The organism is Thalassospira sp. GB04J01 (assembly GCF_000751115.1).
Taxonomy (GTDB): domain Bacteria; phylum Pseudomonadota; class Alphaproteobacteria; order Rhodospirillales; family Thalassospiraceae; genus Thalassospira; species Thalassospira lucentensis.
This window is the reverse complement of record NZ_CCDX020000018.1, coordinates 51,409-70,584: the sequence shown is the minus strand read 5'-3', so window position 1 is coordinate 70,584 and position 19,176 is coordinate 51,409. Positions and strand designations below refer to the sequence as shown.

The window sequence follows — 19,176 nt, the reverse complement described above, 5'->3', positions numbered from 1 at the left end:
AGGGGTAATCAAGGTTCCGATGCCGATCTTTGCGCCGGTTGGCCGTATGTTTCTTTCGTTTTTGGCTCTTGTCGGGCGTGTCACGGTTTTTGCCGGGCGTACCATTGGCCATATGATTGCCCCGCCGATCTATTTCCGGCTTATTTTCAAACAAATGCGTGAAATCGGCTATTTCTCCTTGCCGGTTGTCGCGATGACAACGCTGTTTGCCGGGATGGTTTTAGCCCTGCAGTCCTATTCAGGGTTTTCGCGGTTCTCTGCCGAAAGTGCGGTCGCGACGGTTGTGGTCATTTCCATGACCCGCGAACTCGGCCCTGTTTTGGCCGGACTGATGGTTGCCGGGCGCGTTGGGGCGGCGATTGCGGCTGAAATCGGCACCATGCGTGTCACCGAACAGATCGACGCGCTGGTCACCCTTTCGACCAATCCGTTTAAATATCTGGTGGTGCCGCGCGTGATTGCCGGGTTGATCACCTTGCCAATTCTGGTCCTGATCGGCGATATCATCGGCGTTATGGGTGGATATCTGGTCGGTGTGAACAAGCTTGGCTTTAACGAAGCATCCTACATCCGCAGCACGTTCCAGTATCTTGAACAGCTTGATGTTGTATCGGGTCTGGTCAAGGCGGCTGTGTTTGGCTTTATCATCACCCTGATGGGCTGTTACCACGGCTATAATTCACGGGGTGGCGCGCAGGGCGTTGGTCAGGCCACCACCAATGCGGTCGTATCAAGTTCAATCCTGATCCTGATTTCGAACTATGTCGTCACCGAACTGTTCTTCACCCGCTAAGGACAGCAAACAGATCATGAGCACCCCAGCCAAAATATCCCTGCGCAATGTTCACAAGGCCTTTGGAACCAAGAAGGTGCTGCAAGGGGTTGATCTTGATGTCGCAGCCGGTTCCTCGGTTGCGATCATTGGCGGCTCGGGCACGGGGAAATCCGTCACCCTGAAATGCATTTTAGGCCTTCTGACCCCCGATCAGGGATCCATTGTCATTGACGGTCTGGATATGACGACCGCCAGCCGGTCCGACCATGAAGCCATGCTGGCCAAGACTGGCATGCTGTTTCAAGGGGCCGCCCTGTTTGATTCGCTTTCTGTATGGGAAAATGTTGCCTTTGGCCTGATCGAAGGCAAAGGCATGAAGCCCAAGCTTGCCCGTGATCTCGCGATTGCGCGATTGGCAGATGTCGGACTTGACGCCGATGTTGCCAATCTGTCGCCAGCATCCCTGTCGGGTGGCATGCAAAAACGCGTTGGCCTTGCACGCGCCATTGCGACAGAACCGGAAATCCTGTTTTTTGACGAGCCGACCACCGGCATCGATCCAATCATGGGCGATGTTATTAATGACCTGATTGTCAAATGTACCCGTGAACTCGGCGCAAGTGCTGTTACCATCACCCACGACATGGCCAGCGCGCGTAAGATCGCGGACCGGGTTGCCATGCTGTATCAGGGTAAGATCATCTGGGATGGGCCGGTGTCGGAAATAGATCAGACCGATAACCCGTATTTGCAACAGTTCGTTGCTGGTGATATCGAAGGACCACTTGATCTTGATCTCAAGCATCTTTGATCTAACCTGACATACCTGCCCTTCATCCCATTCTACGTTTTTCAACGTTTTCTTATGATCTGCGGAGCATTCAGTGGCCAAAACCCAAAGCCGTTTCATCTGCCAGAACTGCGGTGCCGAATATCGCAAATGGACCGGGCGATGCGAAGGCTGCGGCGAATGGAACAGCATCGAAGAAGAACGGGTTGAAAAAGGTCCCAAGGCCGCAGGCGGCATTGCCGGTGGCGCCAAAGGCAAGACCATCGATTTCGTCGCCCTTGAAGGTCAAAGTGCCAGCCCGCCACGCATGATCAGTGGCATTGCCGAACTTGACCGTGCGTGTGGTGGTGGCTTGGTGCCGGGATCTGCCCTTTTGGTTGGCGGTGATCCGGGGATTGGTAAATCAACCATCCTGCTACAAGCCGTCGGTGCGATGGCCGCAAAACACAAGTGCGCCTATATCTCGGGCGAGGAAGCCATAGATCAGGTCCGCATGCGCGCCGCCCGTTTGGGGCTTAGCAAAACCAAGGTCGATTTTGCCGCCGCGACCAGCCTGCGCGACATCATCACGACCTTAGAGGCCAGCTCACACGAAGTCGTGGTCATTGACTCGATCCAGACCATGTATGCCGACACGCTTGATAGTGCGCCGGGCACCGTATCGCAGGTACGCGCCTGTGCACTGGAACTGATCCGTCTGGCCAAACGCCGTGGCTTTGCCATCCTTTTGGTTGGCCACGTGACAAAGGAAGGCCAGATTGCCGGGCCGCGTGTTTTGGAACATATGGTTGATACGGTTCTGTATTTCGAAGGCGAACGTGGCCACCAGTTCCGTATCTTGCGCGCGGTTAAAAACCGTTTCGGTGCCACCGATGAAATCGGTGTGTTTGAAATGGGTGATGCCGGTCTGGTCGAAGTTCCCAATCCATCCGCCCTGTTTTTGGCCGACCGCGACAGCCCCGTAAGCGGCACCGCCGTCTTTGCCGGACTTGAAGGCACCCGCCCGATGCTTGTCGAAATTCAGGCATTGGTCGCACAATCGGCACTGGCAACCCCGCGTCGTGCGGTTGTCGGTTGGGATTCTGCCCGTATGAACATGATTTTGGCCGTCCTTGATGCCCGGTGTGGCTTGGCATTGGGTCAGTTTGACGTGTATCTGAACGTGGCCGGTGGCTTGCGCGTGGGTGAACCGGCGGCTGACATGGCCGTGGCGGCAGCCCTGATTTCGGCCGTGGCTGATAAACCTGTTCCCAATGAAACCGTGATTGTCGGTGAAATTGGCCTTTCGGGCGAAGTCCGTCCGGTCGGGCAGCTCGAATCGCGGTTAAAAGAAGCCACCAAACTTGGCTTTGGTAACGCCTACACCCCGAAAAACGGTATGCAGGCCAAGAAAAAGATATCGATCAAGGGCCTCAATCAGACTGAAATCGGCCATCTTCAGGATTTGGTAAACCTCTTCGGCGACGATGTCCGCGACAAGGTGCGTCCACGCGAAGGCATGTATTAACCCTGCCCTTTGCCTTAAACACGCCTAAGCCCCTGACATGCAGACAGACTGACAAGGTTTACCGATACATGGATTTCTCCGCCCTCCCCGATCTTGGTGCACGCGATGTGTTTGACCTTGTCATTGTCGGCATTGTGCTGGTGTCGGGTATCTTTGCCTTTTTCCGCGGATTTATTCACGAAACCCTGTCGATGATGGGGTGGCTGGGGGCCGGGCTTTGCGCGCTGTATGGTTATCCGGTTGCGCGGCCCTATGTCCGTGATTTGATCCCGTCTGAACTGATTGCTGACCTTGCGACTGGCATTGGCCTGTTTTTAATCTCGTTCCTGATTTTCTCGTTCATCAGTGGGCGTATCGGGCGGGCGGTGCAAAATTCCGGCCTCGACAGCCTCGATAGTACGCTTGGCTTTGTTTTTGGTCTGCTGCGCGGCGGATTGATTGTCTGCATCGCGTTTCTCGGGTTGTCGTGGTTACTACCTGCCACCTCTCAGCCAGATTGGGTGCGCGATGCCCGTACGCGTCCGGTTCTTGAGGAAGGTGCGTTCCTCATTATGCGCATGGCTCCTAACGAAATTTTCGATACCACAGCCGAAGAATTGGCGCGCGCCCAGCGTGACGCCGATGCAAACGAGCAAACCTACCGCCAACTTCTCGGCCCGGAACCAAAAGGGACTGGACCAGCGCCCCTAAACGGGTATACAAGGCCCTCGCGCGATGATCTGGATCGCCTGATTGAGGCGACCACTAACGAGTGAGGCGTGTGGGTATCGCAAAGAGTGCGGCATCCCTGCGCCACCGGCGAGAGAGCGGAACCCACTCATGCTGACCACCAATCCATTTGATGACGACAAGCTGCGTGAAGAATGCGGCGTTTTCGGTGTTTTCGGATCCCCAGATGCCACGGCATTGACGGCCCTTGGCCTTCATGCCTTGCAGCATCGCGGACAGGAAGCAGCAGGCATTGTATCCTACGACGGCGAAGATTTCCCCGCACACCGGGCCTCCGGTCAGGTCGGCGATATCTTTGGATCAGAAGACGTAATCAAAAGCCTGCCCGGCCACCGTGCTGTTGGCCACGTGCGGTACTCCACCGCCGGCGGCAAGGGCCTTCGCAATGTTCAGCCGCTGTTTGCGGATTTTGAATTTGGCGGACTTGCCATTGCCCACAACGGCAATCTGACCAACTCACTTGCCGTACGAGAACGTTTGGTCAAACGCGGCTCCATCTTCCAGTCGACCTCGGACACCGAAACCTTCATCCACCTGATCGCCACCAGCCTGTATGAAAAGATCGTTGATCGCCTGATCGATGCGGTCCGTCAGGTTGAAGGGGCTTATTCACTGGTGGTGATGACGCAAAAGAAACTGATCGGTGTGCGTGATCCGTTGGGCGTGCGTCCGCTGGTTCTGGGCAAGCTTAATGATGCCTATATCCTGTCATCGGAAACGGTTGGCCTTGATATCGTTGGCGCGGAATTCATCCGCGACGTCGAACCGGGTGAAATCGTTGAAATCACCGATCATGGCCTGCGGTCGATCAAACCTTTCAAACCGCAAAAATCGCGTTTCTGCATTTTCGAACATGTCTATTTCGCCCGCCCCGACAGCATCGTCGAAGGCACAAGCGTTTATGACGTGCGCAAAAACATTGGCCGCGAACTGGCCCGTGAGTCGGCCGTTGACGCCGATGTTGTCGTGCCAATCCCCGATTCCGGCGTGCCGTCTGCCCTTGGATACGCAGAAGAAAGCGGCATTCCCTTTGAGCTTGGCATTATCCGTAACCATTATGTCGGTCGTACCTTTATCGAGCCAACCGATCAGATCCGCCATCTTGGCGTGAAACTGAAACATAACGCCAACCCCGGCAAGCTTAAGGGCAAGCGCGTTATTCTGGTTGATGACTCGATCGTGCGCGGCACGACCTCGACCAAAATCGTCGATCTGGTGCGCAACGCCGGTGCGGCAGAGGTGCATATGCGCATCACCAGCCCGCCGACCATGAACCCGTGCTTCTATGGCGTTGATACCCCGTCCAAAGACAAACTGATGGCGGCCAATCACAACATTGAAAGCATGGCAAAGCTTATTGGCGTCGACAGTTTGGCCTTTGTCACGATTGATGGCCTGTATCGTGCGACCGGTCTTACCGGCCGTGACAACGACAGCCCAGAATTCTGTGATGCCTGCTTCACGGGTGACTACCCGATCAAGCTCACCGACCACACTGCCGAAAACAAGGGCCGCAAGCTCAGCCAGCTGGTCGAAAGGCAATCTGCATGACGGATGTCAAACGTCTTGAAGGACGCGTTGCACTGGTTACCGGTGCATCGCACGGGATTGGTCGTGAAATTGCCAAGCGGTTCGCCGCCGAGGGCGCACAGGTTGTTGCTGTGGGCCGTAACGTTGGCGCACTTGAAGAACTTGATGACGAAGTCCGGGAAGCCGGTGGCAAATTGACCTTGCTGCCGCTTGATCTGACAATGTTTGAAAAGATCGATATTCTCGGGCCATCACTTTATGAAAAATTTGGCAAGCTCGACATCGTTGTCGGCAATGCTGCCCTTCTGGGGGAACTAGCCCCGGTCGGTCATATTGACAGTCAGATATTCCAGAATACTTTTGCCACCAACGTCACGGCAAACTTCCACCTGATCCGCACAACGGACAAGCTTCTGCAGCTGTCTGACGCGGGGCGGGCAATTTTCGTGACCTCGAACGCCTCGGCAAAGGGACGTGCCTTCTGGGGGCTTTATGCGTCCACCAAGGCGGCATTGGAAAGCCTCGTGCTGTCCTATGCTCAGGAAATGGAAGAAACATCTGTACGGGTCAATCTGGTCAACCCGGGCCGTATCCGCACCAAGATGCGCGCAGAAGCCTATCCGGGCGAAGACCCACAGACGTTGCCAAGTGCTGACAGCATCATGGATGTCTTTGTCGATCTGGCCGCAAGCGATTGCACCAAACACGGCGAAGTCGTCGACGCGTACTAAGCACGAACCAAACACCGCATTTAAAGGCCGGGCACTCCCGGCCTTTTTTATGTCAGATCGACGCGTTCAATACAGAAATCAAGAAATGCGCGGACACGGGCGGGCATGTTGCCGCCCTGCCCGATATAGACCGCATGGATTTCAACACCGATCCCGGTATTAAACTGATCAACCAGAACCTTTAGCGCGCCCGCATTGACATCCTCACGGACATGAAACGCCGCCAGCCGCACAATCCCACCGCCCGCCAAAGCCACCTTGCGGGCACTTTCGGCATCCCCAACACAAATTTTTCCGCCGGGCATCACTGTCTTGATGGCGCCGTTAACGGTAAATGACCATTCGCTGATCGCACGTGGAAAATTGTAGCCGATCAGCACATGCTCACTCAGGTCTTCAATCGATTGCGGCACCCCGTGGCGTTCCAGATACGCCGGTGCAGCTGCAATCACCATTCTGCAATCGCCGAGCTTGCGTGCAATCAGACTAGATGATTGCAACGGGCCACTGCGAATGGCGATATCGGCCCGTTCCTCATAAAGATCGACGACCTTGTCGCTCACCGTGATGTCCAGATCAACGTCGGGGTAGAGCGTTTGGAATTCAGGGACCAGTGGCAATATACGATGCAGCCCCACAGGCATATTGACACTGACACGCAGCTTTCCTTTAGGCTGCACGACACTGGCGGCTTCTTCTTCTGCCTCGGTCATATCGGCGAGAATACGTACCGACCGGTCGTAATAGCGCTGTCCCTCGACCGTTAAACGCAATCTGCGCGTCGAGCGATTAAACAATCTGACCGATAAACGGTCTTCGAGCCGCCCGATAAGCTTACTGACGGCTGACGGCGTCATGTTGAAGTCTTTTGCAGCGGTTGAAAAACCACCCCGTTCGACAACACGAACGAAAACTTCCATTTCCCCCGACCGGTTGCTATCCAGACGTGCCATGTTGAATTGAACTCACAAATAATATTCCCAAGATACCTCTAGTTGAAAATAAGCCACCTGTCCATATTCGGCCCCATTGGATATTTTACAAAAATGGAGATCGACATGGAATACAGACAGCTTGGCCGATCCGGATTGCGCGTTCCGGCATTGTCCCTTGGTGCCGGGACCTTTGGCGGCACCGGGCCACTTTTTTCCAACTGGGGAACGGTTGACGCCAAGGGGGCAACCAGAATGATTGATATCAGTCTGGAACACGGCATGAACCTGTTTGACAGTGCGGACATCTATTCAGACGGCGCATCGGAAACCGTCCTTGGGGCGGCCATCAAGGGGCGCCGGGACAAAGTTCTGATATCGACCAAACTTGGACTTCCGATGGGTGATGGCCCCAACGACTATGGGACATCACGGGATCGGTTGATCAAAGCAACCGATGCCGCGTTGATGCGTCTTGGCACCGACCATATCGATATCCTGCAACTTCATGCGTTTGATGCCACAACCCCGATTGAGGAAGTTATGGCAACGCTTGATGACCTGATCCGGGTTGGCAAACTGCGTTACGTCGGTGCGTCCAACTTTGCGGGTTGGCAAATCATGAAATCGCTTTCTATTGCCGAGCGTCACGGATATTCGCGCTATGTCGCCCATCAAGTTTACTATTCACTAGTAGGGCGTGATTACGAATGGGACCTGATGCCTCTGGCCGAAGATCAGGGACTAGGCGCCTTGGTCTGGAGCCCGCTTGGCTGGGGCCGCCTTACTGGAAAGGTTCGCCGCGAAATGCCGCTTCCAAGTGACAGTCGGTTAAAAGAAACCGCCCAGTTTGGGCCACCTGTTGATGACGAAATGCTCTATGACATTGTCGATGTGCTTGACGACATCGCCGGGGAAATTGGTAAAACGGTTGCGCAAGTGGCGATCAACTGGCTGCTGCAACGCCCTAGCGTCTCTTCGGTTATTCTTGGTGCAAGAACAGAAGATCAGCTCATCGCCAATCTCGGCGCGGTTGGTTGGTCCCTTAACGATGATCAGATCGCACGCCTTGATCAGGTAAGCAAACGCACCCCACCCTATCCCCATTACCCCTATTACATTCAGGAAGGCTTTGCGCGGCTTAACCCGCCACACTTTTCGTGACATCACGCGGCAAGGAACATGTGTTTCTTGCCGCTACCATTTGAATTTAAATTCTGTTAGCAACATCAATTGATTGCTTTTCCCGCCGTCGGATCGTTAGCATGACCTACCCGCATCAACACTCCGTCAAAGGGACGTCATATGAAATCGGCCATCCATCGCAAACAGCTCCTGTCACTTGCAGCCTTTTGCACGATTTGTTTTGCGACCCTGACAGCCAGTGTGACACCATCCCACGCAGCACAGGATGATCCGAAGATGTCATGGCCCCAAATGAGCGCAGAACGCGGTAAGGACCTATTCGCCGAACGCGGCTGCGTTGTGTGTCATGCGGTGAATAATGTCGGGGGTGACATTGCGACCAGTCTTGATGCATCCAACATGGATCAGTCGCGCAATCCGTTTGAATTTTTCGCCCGTATGTGGCGCGGTGCGGATGCAATGCTGCACCTGCAGCAGGCCGATCTGGGGTATCAGATTGATTTTTCCGGGCAGGATCTGGCAGACATCTTTGCCTTCACGCAGGACGCCGACATGCAGGAACGCCTGACGCAAAGCGACCTGCCCGATCACATCCGCGACATTATCGATAACGGGCCGTCGATCCCGGCGGAATAAGGCAAAGGCCCGATATCCCGGCCTACTCGCGGCTTAACCGGCGTTGTCTTTGCTGGTTTCTGACAAAAGGTCTTTTGGCATGTCATTGTAAACGACAATCTTGTTTCGTCCGGTTTCCTTGGCATGATAAAGCGCCTTATCAGCGCACTCCATCAGCAGCATTGTGCTATCAATTTCCTCGGCCAAAAAGACAACCCCGAAGCTGCAGGTCACTTTGAGTTGCTTGCCGTCAAAATTAAACGGCAAGGCCTCGATCGCGGACCTAATGCGTTCGATCAAAAGCATTGTGCCTTCTTTGTCGGCCTCGGGAATGACAATGCAGAATTCTTCGCCACCGATACGGCCAAACAAGTCAGACGTCCGCAGAGTATGTTCCACACAAAACGCAAGACCGATCAAAACCTCATCCCCGGTGGCGTGCCCAAGGGTATCATTGACCTGCTTAAAGTGATCAATATCGAGAATGGCCACAGCCAACTGACCATTATAGCGCCGCGCTCTCGATGCCTCCTGTTCCAGCCGTTCCATGACATAGCGGCGATTATGGACACCGGTCAACGGATCGCGCACGGAAATCTCCGTTAGGCGTTGATTGGCCTCATCAAGGTCACGTGTACGTTCTTCGACTTTATGTTGCAGGTTTTCCTGCAAATCGTGAATGGATTCGGCCATATCGGTGAAAGATGCTGCAAGGTCCTTTGCCTCGCGCCAACCGGCCTCAACCGGCTGCACATCAAAATCGCCAGAAGCCAGCTTCTGTGTTGCTTTGCGAAGTTGCTCGACCGGCTTCGCAATCAGGCTGGCGATCAGGACACCGACAACAACGGCAATCAGCACAAGTGCAATGCCCAGCATGACAAGGTATTTATTGGCCTCATCTATGATCGCGGTTACTTCGCTTTCGTTGATCTTGGCGACCAAGCCAATATCCATGTTTTTGATGTACCGCGTAGAAGCCATGACAGGCCGTTCCTGATAATCAGGTGCATTCGCCATAATGATTTCTTGGCCACGAAGTGCCTGCGTAATTGGTACGTCCAGACGATCCTTGGCAACCCGGCGGACAAAGGCGGCTCTTGCATCATATTTCAACGGCACCGCAAACAACGCATCGCCGTTTTCATCACGTACAGCAAACAGCCATTCGCCTGTTTCTCCCAGCCCCGTGTGATCATTCACAAGATCAAGAATAAACTGGCCAGAAAAATCAACGACCATGTAGCCGACGGTACGGCCCTTCAGATCAATCTCGACAATACTACGGACAATAAGTTCCTGAGAATGGCGCAAGAAGATAATCCGATCGCGCCCCTTGAGCATGGAACGGTCGAACGAGGTCGCCGTCCGATTAATTGAGGCAATAAACTGACCGTTGGGCGCAAACACACCGATATCGACAATCTGTTCCATACCCTGCTTGGCTTCGTGCAGGCTGTTTTCAATCGTATCGTAAAGTGCATATTCGCGCGTTTGCGCATACTCCCCCATTTGTTGCCGAAGCAGGGTTCGGTTCGCAAGCAACGTCGTATTGTCTTCGATACGCGCAATCGCCGCCGTCAAACGTTGTTTTGCCAATTGCGAAACAGCATTCAACTTGTCTCCGATCTGGTTGCGGTATTGCGTGGCAGAATAGGATTGAAGCATCCCGAAACTCACGAACAACGGCAGCACCGAGAGCACCAGAAAACAAATCACCAGCACATGCTTCAAACGCATTTAAATTATCCCACTCATTCCCTTATCGATAACGCCGCACACCACAGTCAACTTGTCCGCGCCCAATTAGATATGGGGACTGAATGAGAAATTCGAACAGTTAGTCCGTTTGAGAAACAGAAAAATCGGCGTCCCGAACCAAAGTATAAAGTTTTGAGTCCCAAAAAGAAAACCGCCCCCGTTTCCAGGGGCAGTTTTACAATGAGTTGGATCAAGATCAAAACGCTCAGCGCTTCTTTTTCTTTTTCGCAAACGGGTTGTCACTGCTGCGCAAATTAACGCGGATCGGAACTCCCGGCATATCGAAATCCTCGCGCAGACCATTGATCAGGTAACGCGTATAGCTTTCGGGCAGTTCGGCCGCCTTGGAGCAGTTGATAAAGAAGCTTGGCGGACGCGCTTTGGCTTGCGTCATATAGCGCAGACGAATGCGGCGCCCGGAAATAACCGGCGGCAAGTGACGTTCACTGACAACTTCAAGCCAGCGGTTCAGCTTGGACGTCGAAATACGACGGCTCCAGATATCGTGGATATCAAGAACGGTCGGCATCAGACGTTCGGTCCCACGCCCGGTCAAGGCCGAGAAGGTCAAAACCGGAATGCCCTTGGCCTGCGCAAAGGACGTATCAAGCTTATCGCGCAACGCCTGCATCACACCGGACTTATCGATGATGGTGTCCCACTTGTTCACGGCAATGATCAATGCGCGGCCTTCTTCAAGCACCATACGCGCAATCGTCAGGTCCTGCTTATCAAGCGTGTTGGTCGCATCAAGCATCAGGACAACGACCTGTGCATAACGGATCACGCGCAGCGTATCGGACACCGAAAGTCTTTCGACACGGTCGTCGATTTTCTTTTTACGGCGCATGCCCGCCGTATCGACAAGGCGGAACGGACGTCCTTCATAGGACCAGTCCACCGCAATCGAGTCACGGGTCAAACCGGCCTGCGGACCCGTCATCACACGATTTTCGCCCAAAAGCTGGTTCAGAAGGGTTGATTTTCCCGCATTCGGGCGACCAACAATCGCCAACTGGATTTTCGAATTGTCACGTGGACCTTCGTCAATCAGTTCGCCGTCTTCATCTTCGTCGTCTTCGTCAAACTCGATCTCAAAGGACGGAAAGTTTTCACCGTCGTCATCGGGGAAATCGTCCTCGCTATCGAGGTCGTCAACCCCGTCATCTTCACCAGCGGCATTTTCGTCCGCTGCGTCAAGTTCGGCTGCGGCCTGCTGGGCTTTTTTCTTTTCGTCGCGAACGCCGTCTTTCCATTCTTTCCAATGCGGTTCAAGAATGTCATAGAGCAGTTCAATGCCAAGGCCATGCTCGGCAGAAATCGGCGCAACATCGCCCAGGCCAAGACCATAGGCCTCATACAGCCCCGGGTCCTGATTAATGCCTTCATGCTTGTTGGCAATGACATAGACCGGCTTTTGGCGTTTGCGCAGCCAATCGGCAAAATGGTTATCAAGTGGCGTCAAACCCGCACGGGCATCAATCAGGAACAGCGCAACGTCGCATTCCTCAAACGCCATCTCACTTTGCTGGCGCATCATGCCTTCGATCGAGTTATCGAACACTTCTTCAAGACCGGCGGTATCAATGATATCGAACGACATATGGCCCAGACGGCCCTTGCCATAGCGACGATCACGGGTCACACCAGGTTGGTCGTCAACCAGGGCCAGCTTTTTACCGACCAGACGGTTAAACAGGGTCGACTTCCCGACATTGGGGCGACCGATAATGGCAACTTTTAGCGACATCTGACTTTCAGACTCTCGTTATAAACGGCGATATGCGCCGGAGGCAAAAGCCCACGGCGCACCGCAAATCTTGCAAGGAAACCTTGCGGAAACTTTTTCTTACCTGATCAGCGATATGCGATTAGATCGGCATCCGCAGTCAGGAAGTAAAGGCTGTCACCAGCAACAGATGGCGGCAAGGTAATCGGGCCGGACACTTCGTCCTTGCCGATGATTTCACCGCTATAAGGGGAAACAGTCATTACTTCGCCCTGCTCGTTACCAACGATCAACCTGTCACCGACCAGGACCGGACCGGTCCACACAATCGGTTCATCCTGATCTTCGGGATCGACAAAACGTGGCAGAACGGTCACCCATTTAACCTGTCCGGTCTTCCGACGCAAGGCAATCAGATCATTTGTGTTGGTAAGGACGTATATATAATCGCCCGCAACCCATGGCGACTGAATGCCACCGGCCTCAAGTTCCCAGACGCGATACCCGGTCCGAAGGTCAATTCCGACCGTCAAACCCGAGTTACTGGTCGCAAACACAAGATCATTATCAATCACCGGCAAACCGCGAATATCGGCAATCGCTGACACAGCATCTGTACGCCCGGCAGACGCCAACGCATCCGACCAGATCACCTGACCATTTTCAACCCGAAGCGCATAAAGTTCACCCGTTGAATAGGCCGAAATCACAACCCCCTGATCCACAGCCGGGCTTGCCCCACCGATAAAGGAAGCCCCTTCGGATGCGCCGCGATGGCTCCAGAGCAACTCACCACTCATCGCATTAAGCGCAATGGTCTGGTTATCGATCGTAATGGCAAACACACGCCCGCCACGTACGGTCGGTGCGGACCGCATCGGCGCACTTACCTGCTGACGCCAAAGGACCGTCGCACTGGGTGCATCAATCGCAATGACTTCGGCAAAGCCAGTGGTTGCGTAAATAATGCCTTTCTCATAGGCAAGACCACCGCCAAGCAGGGTGCTGTCTTCTTCATCCTCAGGTGCCAGCTCAATCGACCAGATTTCCTTACCCGATGTGGCGGCAAAGGCACGAACCTCTGCGCTGGCATCAATGGTAAAGATCACACCACGGGCAATAATCGCCTGATTGAGCAACAGGTTGTCATCCATTGAACCTTCGCCAATGCTGACCGACCAGTCTTGCTCAAGAACATCGTTCTCAAGCCCGACATGATGAAGCGCATGACTTGGAAAACCACCGTTCTGCGGCCAATCCACCATTGGTTCGGGTTCAGGCAGGACCACGCGCTGATCGCTCAGATCGATATCAGGCTGTACCGTGCTTTGCAGAGCAAGAACAGAGATACGCTCACCGGGTAAGGGCGGTGCTTCGTCTTCACCAAGCCAGCTGGAACAGCCAGCAAGAAAGACCGAAAGACCCATTACACAAACAAGTGACTTAAAAGCGCGTGACGTCAAAACCGTATCCTCTGGTTCAAGCTCGCATCGCATTGGTCTGGACGTTATCCCGACCAAATCTGTTCTAGATGTGGTCAGGCACCAATCGCCTTGAGAATCTCGCTTGCCCGTGACCGCATGCCCGACGGTGCTTCGTTATCGTCGGCAATTTCGGTCAGAAGCGGCTTGGCGGCATCAATTTCGCCCGCAGCAACATGCAGCATCGCAATCATCTCGCGTGCGGAGTAATACCATGCGTTTTCCGGAACCGCGATTGGCTCAAGACGCGCAATCAAATCCATGGCGTTGCTTTGGGTCGCGTTGTTCATGGCGATTTCGACAACCGCAAGATCGCGGTAAACCTGATCAATGTCACCATTGCCAGCAACGGCTTCAAGTTCGGCAACGGCCGACTCTTTTACGCCAGCACGCAGGTAAACTGCTGCTTTTTGGAAATGTCCAAGTGCGACAAAGTCCGCATTACCATCAGCAATGATGGAATCAAGTGCGGCGAGTGCGGCATCCTGATTGTTCTCGCCTGACTGGGTCAGGTCAATTGCGTTGGCAAGACGCGTACCATTTTCAATGCTGGTGCTGTGTTCGTACGTTTTCCAGCCTTCGCGACCAGCAACACCCAGCACGATGACTGCGGCGACGCCAATCACGTATTTACCGTATTTGCGCCACAGCGCTTCGCTGCGTTCACGCTTCAGGTCTTCTTCGACTTCCTGGAAAATATCAACCACGAAAACGGCTCCAATCCGGTCACAAGAAAGCGGGCAACTTGCCCGCTTATCAGAATTAATTCCGGCAAGGATTTAACGCGCCTGCATACAAGGGGTCAAGTCTACTCAACGTCATTCACACCTTTATGCCGATTATTTTGCCTTCTGGGCGCTTTCAAGCCAGATTAGGCAACCAGACAACGCCTGTGTCGTTGCAGAACAAAGGGCGGTAAGAATTGCCTGACACCCCGCAAAAACACGTTTTGACTGGCAGTTTAGGTCGTACTGGACGGCCATTTACCAAGAATTGCACACACCGCTTGCTCGCCCCGGCCCCTAATATCAATCTTAGAAACGCCCAAACGCCTAAAAATCCTGTTCGCAGCGACCATATGACCGATAGTTGCCCCAACCCGACACATTTCGGCACGCTACTTGCTTTGATAGGTTTCAAGGGAACAGAGTTTTAAATGTCATCGGTCAAAATTGCCCGGTGGCGGGACGGAGACCACCATGAAACGTCGTCAAATTGTTCATAGCCGGGCTGATGCCAAGCGCGTCATTCGTCAACGCATCCTTGCCGGGCTGTTTGCCGCACTACTGGGTACGGGCGTATCAGGATGCAGCACAACCATGTCTGATATCGCTGGAACCAGCCTGTTTACCGGTGCTGAGTGGTATCTGGCTTTTGATGTCGTCAGCATCATCAACACCGACAAAACCCTGGTCGATCATGTGGTCTCGCTTTCAACCGGGCAGGATTGCTCCACCATTCGTAAAATTGATGGCAAATCCTACTGCAAAAAAGACCCGATTCCCGAACCGCCGCTTTACTGTTACCGGTCGCTTGCCGCTGTGAGCTGCTATCGCACACCAGACCCATACAATACAGGTGCGCAAACGCTTGATTGGCCACCGACCCGCTCGCGCAGCCTGTAACAGTCTGTTCGAGAGCACTTTTTTCCTCATGCCCAATCCTGTCGTTGATTTCAGAACCGTGCCTTATTTGGTCATTGAAACTTGAGGCGAGGATAAATCCACGCTACCGTGTCATATGACAGTCACATCTGGATGCTGTCGGTCTGAATGCAACCTCGCCGGAGCATGACATGGGAACATTGTTCGATTTGGCCAAATACCGCAAAGCCAAAAGCTTTGTCCATTTTGACCGGGCTGAACTTATGAGACTCATGAACACCTATTCACGTCAGGTTGCAGGCGGCGCATGGCGCGATTATGCCATTGACCACCTTGATGGCATGGCGATGTTTTCCATTTTCCGATCAACCCATGAAACACCGCTTTTTCAAGTCATCAAACTTGGAGCCGAGCATAAAAATGCAGGCCAGTATCTCGCCCTTCACAGCGGTGAGCGGATCAAGCAAAGCTCGGACATTCTCAAAGTTCTAGATGCCATCGAAGGCCGCGCGCGCAAAGTGGTCCCACTCTTCAAATCCAACTCCTGATCGGTCATTTTTTTGATATCTCTGCGTAGTCACCGCCCCCATGGTTGGGCAATTGCCCTTGTCGCAAGCTTTCTGCTTACCCCACAATTTGCCCCTAACAATGCACACGCCAATACGGCGGGTGGCGATTATCAATCAGGATATCGTGCCTATCAGGCGGGTAATTATGAAATGGCACGCGCGCAATGGCGACTGGCGGCGCAGAATGACGACCCACGTGCGCAATATGCGCTGGGTCTGCTGTATTATCGCGGCAACACTGGCCCCGCCAATTACGAAGAAGCCGCCAAATGGTTCATGTATGCCGCACAGGCCAACCATGCTGGTGCGATTTACTATATCGGGGTACTTTATTTTAATGGTTGGGGGCTGAACTACGATCAGTTCAGGGCAACGGAATACTTTAAACGTGCCCTGCGCGCCGCACCAAACAACAGCAATGCGGCCTATCTGATCGGGGCGCAATATTATCATGGCCGTGGAGCCCAGCAAAACTACGTCGAAGCCGCCCACTATTTTGAAATCGCTGCCAAGGGAAACATGCATGCGGCCCAGTTCATGTTAGGGGCCATGTATGAACGCGGCTGGGGTATCGCGCAAAACTATGCCGAATCCTATTATTGGCTCACGCGGGCTGCGCGCGGCAACATCACCTTTCCCCCCGGCGCAGAAGAAAAAGAAAAGATGGATGCAAAAGCCGCCGTCACATCCCTTGAGCAACGGCTGCGCCCCGAAGAAATCAAACGCGTCCATGACCGCCTGAAAAACGAAGCCGCGCAATAGATATACAGCTATGGCCAAAACACAACAAAGGCACCTGCGATAACAGGTGCCTTTGTTGTTCTAAGTCTGGCGTACAGGTTTATTCCGCCAATTTGTAAGCAATCACGTAATCGCCGGGCGTCGTCCCGATGGACCCATGTCCCCCGGCAACGATCAGCACATATTGCGTCCCGTCATCGGTTTCATAGGTCATTGGGGTGGACTGCCCACCAGCCGGAAGCCGTGTTTCCCAAAGCTGATCACCTGTCGAGACATCATAAGCACGGAAATAGTTGTCCACCGCGGCACCAAGGAACGCCACGCCCCCCTTGGTCATGATTGGACCACCAATACCGGGCACACCGAGTTTAAACGGCAAAGGCAAAGGCGTCATGTCTTCGACCGTACCGTTTTTGTGCATATAGGCAATCTCGCCCGTGCGCAAATCGGCCCCCGCAACATAGCCCCAAGGCGGGGCCTGACATGGAATGCCAAGCGGGGATAGGAACGGCCCCATGCTGACTGCGTAGTCGGCACCTTCATTTCGGTTGATGCCCATTTCGCTGGCTTTTTCCGTACCACGGGGCGGCACTTCGGCACGCGGGATCAATTTTGAGGTAAAGGCAAGATAGGTCGGCATGCCAAACATCACCTGACGTTCCGGATCAACCGCAACACTGCCCCAGTTAAAGGTCCCGAAATTCCCAGGATAAACCAACGTGCCCTGCAAGGATGGCGGGGTATAACGCCCTTCATATTTCAACTGATGGAACGCGATACGACACGCCATCTGATCAAACAGGGTCATGCCCCACATATCCTTTTCGGTCAGTGGATCAGGCATAAAGGTCAAATCAGAAACCGGCTGTGTTGGTGCAGTAAAATCTTCAGGGATCGCCCCACCGGGTGCCGGGACCTCTTTGACCGGGATGATCGGCGCCCCGGTCCGGCGATCAAGGACATAGATATCGCCCTGCTTGGTCGGACCGACAAGGGCCGGAACTGTTTGACCATCCTGTGTGATATCAATTAACGCCGGTTGGGCCGGAACATCCATATCCCAAAGATCATGATGGACGGTCTGACGCACCCACTGGACCTGCCCGGTTTCAAGGCTAAGCGCGACGATTGAGGATGAATAGGTTTCAACATTCTCATCACGGTTCATGCCAAGCTGATCGGGCACCTTGTTGCCCAGCGGCACATAGATCATGCCAAGGGCCTCGTCCGCACTCGACACGGACCAGCTGTTGGGCGAATTGGCGGTATATGTCTGCCCATCAGGGATCGGCTCGGTCTGGTCCGGATTGCCAGAATCCCAATTCCAGATCAACTCGCCGGTATTAATGTCATAGGCGCGAATGACACCGGACTGCGACTTGGTGGAGTAGTTATCATTCACCGCCCCGCCAATAATGATTTTGCCAGCCGCTGCTACCGGCGGTGACGTCGAATAATAATACCCCTCGGGGTTATAGGGCATGTTTTCTTCAAGGTGCACCGTACCTTCGTCGCCAAACGACGGGCAAACCTCGCCCGTGTCCGCATCAAGCGCGATCAGACGCGCATCCGATGTCGGCAGGAAAACACGTGCCGTACATGGCCCATTTTCCGTTACCGCCGGGTCTTTGTAATAGGTCACACCGCGACATGTCTGATGCTGACGATCCGGGTTTTGCGGAATGCCGGGATCATATTTCCACTTTTCCTGCCCGGTCTTTGCGTCAATCGCAATTGCCCAGCTATGCGGTGTACACAGATAAAGCGTTTCACCGACCTTAAGCGGGGTCACCTGATAGGTGGTTTCGGGCACATCATCAACGCGCTTCACGTCACCTGTCTGATAGACCCACGCCTGCTCCAGCGATGCGACATTATCCACATTGACCTGATCAAGTGGTGAGTACCGCTGTCCAAATGGCGTGCGGCCATACTGATGCCAATCGCCATCGGGAACCGTGCCACCATATGCCGGACTGCTTGCGACCGGCTCACTTGGCAAACGTCCGGCGATTTCATGGGGGTTATTCAGCATGGAATAAACCGCAACAACAACCGCCAGCACCACACTTCCTTCAAGCAAGAAGGACCGTGCCGGTTTGACATCAGGCACAGGTTTCCCTGACGTCAGCGTTTTGCGAAACATCGGTGTAATCAGCCACAAGCCAATCAGGACCGTAATCCCGCCGCGCGGCCCAAGCTGCCACCAATCAAAGCCGGTTTCCCAGACGGCCCAGATCAGACTGGCAATCAGAAACAGGCCATAGAACGGCAACAGTGCAGGTTTGCGTTTAAACGACAAGAAGGCAGCAACCAGAAAAGCCAGCCCTGCCAATGCGTAGTACCAACTGCCACCAACAGCGATCAGCCAGACACCGCCACCGGCAAGTGCAAGACCAATCAGGGCCAGCAGCCCGGACGTCAGGAAATTAAGCATGGAGTTCGCCCTCGTTTTAATTGAGGTCAGTAAAGACCAATACAGCCTTTGGCTGTAATATGGCATTTTAAAGGAGCTTTGCAATCAAACGCCTAGCAACTG

Annotated in this window: 17 protein-coding genes; 11 read left to right on the top strand and 6 right to left on the bottom strand. The window is 53.9% G+C overall.

Going from position 1 to position 19,176, the window contains the following annotated elements:
• The first annotated feature begins 19 nt into the window (after positions 1-19).
• The 6 genes from AMM48_RS18990 (at position 20) to AMM48_RS18965 (ending at position 6,062) form a co-directional block, all read left to right on the top strand.
• Complete coding sequence (locus AMM48_RS18990; protein ID WP_102785355.1) at positions 20-793, top strand: ABC transporter permease; 774 nt, start codon at positions 20-22, stop codon at positions 791-793.
• Positions 794-809: 16 nt separating this feature from the next.
• Complete coding sequence (locus AMM48_RS18985; RefSeq protein ID WP_102785354.1) at positions 810-1,586, top strand: ATP-binding cassette domain-containing protein; 777 nt, start codon at positions 810-812, stop codon at positions 1,584-1,586.
• A 73-nt stretch (positions 1,587-1,659) separates the two neighbouring features.
• On the top strand, positions 1,660-3,072 hold the full coding sequence (gene radA / locus AMM48_RS18980; RefSeq protein ID WP_102785353.1) for a DNA repair protein RadA: 1,413 nt from the start codon (positions 1,660-1,662) through the stop codon (positions 3,070-3,072).
• A 68-nt stretch (positions 3,073-3,140) separates the two neighbouring features.
• Entirely contained in the window at positions 3,141-3,827 is a 687-nt protein-coding gene (locus tag AMM48_RS18975) for a CvpA family protein (protein ID WP_102785352.1), read from the top strand.
• 64 nt (positions 3,828-3,891) lie between these two features.
• Positions 3,892-5,352: an amidophosphoribosyltransferase gene (gene purF / locus AMM48_RS18970; protein ID WP_102785351.1), complete on the top strand. Its 1,461-nt coding sequence runs from the start codon at positions 3,892-3,894 to the stop codon at positions 5,350-5,352.
• Positions 5,349-6,062: an SDR family NAD(P)-dependent oxidoreductase gene (locus AMM48_RS18965; RefSeq protein ID WP_102785350.1), complete on the top strand. Its 714-nt coding sequence runs from the start codon at positions 5,349-5,351 to the stop codon at positions 6,060-6,062. The genes purF and AMM48_RS18965 overlap by 4 nt, the downstream gene beginning before the upstream one ends.
• Positions 6,063-6,109: 47 nt before the next feature.
• Here AMM48_RS18965 and AMM48_RS18960 read toward each other — a convergent pair whose 3' ends face one another.
• Entirely contained in the window at positions 6,110-7,015 is a 906-nt protein-coding gene (locus AMM48_RS18960; protein ID WP_102785349.1) for a LysR family transcriptional regulator, read from the bottom strand.
• A gap of 105 nt (positions 7,016-7,120) precedes the next feature.
• Between AMM48_RS18960 and AMM48_RS18955 the strand changes: the two genes are divergently transcribed.
• Both AMM48_RS18955 and AMM48_RS18950 read left to right on the top strand, forming a co-directional pair.
• Positions 7,121-8,158 carry an aldo/keto reductase gene (locus tag AMM48_RS18955; protein WP_102785348.1) on the top strand — a complete coding sequence of 346 codons (1,038 nt, stop codon included), beginning with the start codon at positions 7,121-7,123 and terminating at the stop codon, positions 8,156-8,158.
• 141 nt (positions 8,159-8,299) lie between these two features.
• Positions 8,300-8,776 (top strand): c-type cytochrome, encoded by a 477-nt coding sequence (locus AMM48_RS18950; RefSeq protein WP_244271309.1) that lies wholly within the window; start codon positions 8,300-8,302, stop codon positions 8,774-8,776.
• A gap of 33 nt (positions 8,777-8,809) precedes the next feature.
• Here the strand turns inward: AMM48_RS18950 and AMM48_RS18945 are convergent, their stop codons facing one another.
• The 4 genes from AMM48_RS18945 to AMM48_RS18930 form a co-directional block, all read right to left on the bottom strand.
• A complete protein-coding gene (locus tag AMM48_RS18945) occupies positions 8,810-10,492 on the bottom strand; it encodes a diguanylate cyclase (RefSeq protein ID WP_102785347.1) in 1,683 nt (560 codons plus the stop codon).
• A 226-nt stretch (positions 10,493-10,718) separates the two neighbouring features.
• Complete coding sequence (gene der / locus AMM48_RS18940; RefSeq protein WP_102785346.1) at positions 10,719-12,263, bottom strand: ribosome biogenesis GTPase Der; 1,545 nt, start codon at positions 12,261-12,263, stop codon at positions 10,719-10,721.
• A gap of 107 nt (positions 12,264-12,370) precedes the next feature.
• Positions 12,371-13,705 carry a PQQ-binding-like beta-propeller repeat protein gene (locus AMM48_RS18935; RefSeq protein WP_244271308.1) on the bottom strand — a complete coding sequence of 445 codons (1,335 nt, stop codon included), beginning with the start codon at positions 13,703-13,705 and terminating at the stop codon, positions 12,371-12,373.
• 74 nt (positions 13,706-13,779) lie between these two features.
• On the bottom strand, positions 13,780-14,430 hold the full coding sequence (locus AMM48_RS18930; protein WP_022730245.1) for a tetratricopeptide repeat protein: 651 nt from the start codon (positions 14,428-14,430) through the stop codon (positions 13,780-13,782).
• A gap of 492 nt (positions 14,431-14,922) precedes the next feature.
• Between AMM48_RS18930 and AMM48_RS18925 the strand changes: the two genes are divergently transcribed.
• From AMM48_RS18925 to AMM48_RS18915, 3 genes are all read left to right on the top strand, one after another.
• Positions 14,923-15,348, top strand: coding sequence for a hypothetical protein (locus AMM48_RS18925; RefSeq protein ID WP_102785345.1), 426 nt, complete (start codon positions 14,923-14,925; stop codon positions 15,346-15,348).
• 170 nt (positions 15,349-15,518) lie between these two features.
• On the top strand, positions 15,519-15,875 hold the full coding sequence (locus tag AMM48_RS18920) for a DUF2794 domain-containing protein (RefSeq protein ID WP_022730243.1): 357 nt from the start codon (positions 15,519-15,521) through the stop codon (positions 15,873-15,875).
• Positions 15,876-15,887: 12 nt separating this feature from the next.
• Entirely contained in the window at positions 15,888-16,658 is a 771-nt protein-coding gene (locus tag AMM48_RS18915; RefSeq protein WP_244271307.1) for a tetratricopeptide repeat protein, read from the top strand.
• A gap of 79 nt (positions 16,659-16,737) precedes the next feature.
• Here the strand turns inward: AMM48_RS18915 and AMM48_RS18910 are convergent, their stop codons facing one another.
• Positions 16,738-19,074: a glucose/quinate/shikimate family membrane-bound PQQ-dependent dehydrogenase gene (locus tag AMM48_RS18910; protein WP_102785344.1), complete on the bottom strand. Its 2,337-nt coding sequence runs from the start codon at positions 19,072-19,074 to the stop codon at positions 16,738-16,740.
• Positions 19,075-19,176: the final 102 nt, after the last annotated feature.

Coding starts and splice junctions, on each gene's coding strand:
- AMM48_RS18990 (WP_102785355.1), top strand. CDS start 20: ATGCCGATCTTTGCGCCGGTTGGCCGTATGTTTCTTTCGTTTTTGGCT.
- AMM48_RS18985 (WP_102785354.1), top strand. CDS start 810: ATGAGCACCCCAGCCAAAATATCCCTGCGCAATGTTCACAAGGCCTTT.
- AMM48_RS18975 (WP_102785352.1), top strand. CDS start 3,141: ATGGATTTCTCCGCCCTCCCCGATCTTGGTGCACGCGATGTGTTTGAC.
- purF (WP_102785351.1), top strand. CDS start 3,892: ATGCTGACCACCAATCCATTTGATGACGACAAGCTGCGTGAAGAATGC.
- AMM48_RS18965 (WP_102785350.1), top strand. CDS start 5,349: ATGACGGATGTCAAACGTCTTGAAGGACGCGTTGCACTGGTTACCGGT.
- AMM48_RS18960 (WP_102785349.1), bottom strand. CDS start 7,015: ATGGCACGTCTGGATAGCAACCGGTCGGGGGAAATGGAAGTTTTCGTT.
- AMM48_RS18955 (WP_102785348.1), top strand. CDS start 7,121: ATGGAATACAGACAGCTTGGCCGATCCGGATTGCGCGTTCCGGCATTG.
- AMM48_RS18950 (WP_244271309.1), top strand. CDS start 8,300: ATGAAATCGGCCATCCATCGCAAACAGCTCCTGTCACTTGCAGCCTTT.
- AMM48_RS18945 (WP_102785347.1), bottom strand. CDS start 10,492: ATGCGTTTGAAGCATGTGCTGGTGATTTGTTTTCTGGTGCTCTCGGTG.
- der (WP_102785346.1), bottom strand. CDS start 12,263: ATGTCGCTAAAAGTTGCCATTATCGGTCGCCCCAATGTCGGGAAGTCG.
- AMM48_RS18925 (WP_102785345.1), top strand. CDS start 14,923: ATGAAACGTCGTCAAATTGTTCATAGCCGGGCTGATGCCAAGCGCGTC.
- AMM48_RS18920 (WP_022730243.1), top strand. CDS start 15,519: ATGGGAACATTGTTCGATTTGGCCAAATACCGCAAAGCCAAAAGCTTT.
- AMM48_RS18910 (WP_102785344.1), bottom strand. CDS start 19,074: ATGCTTAATTTCCTGACGTCCGGGCTGCTGGCCCTGATTGGTCTTGCA.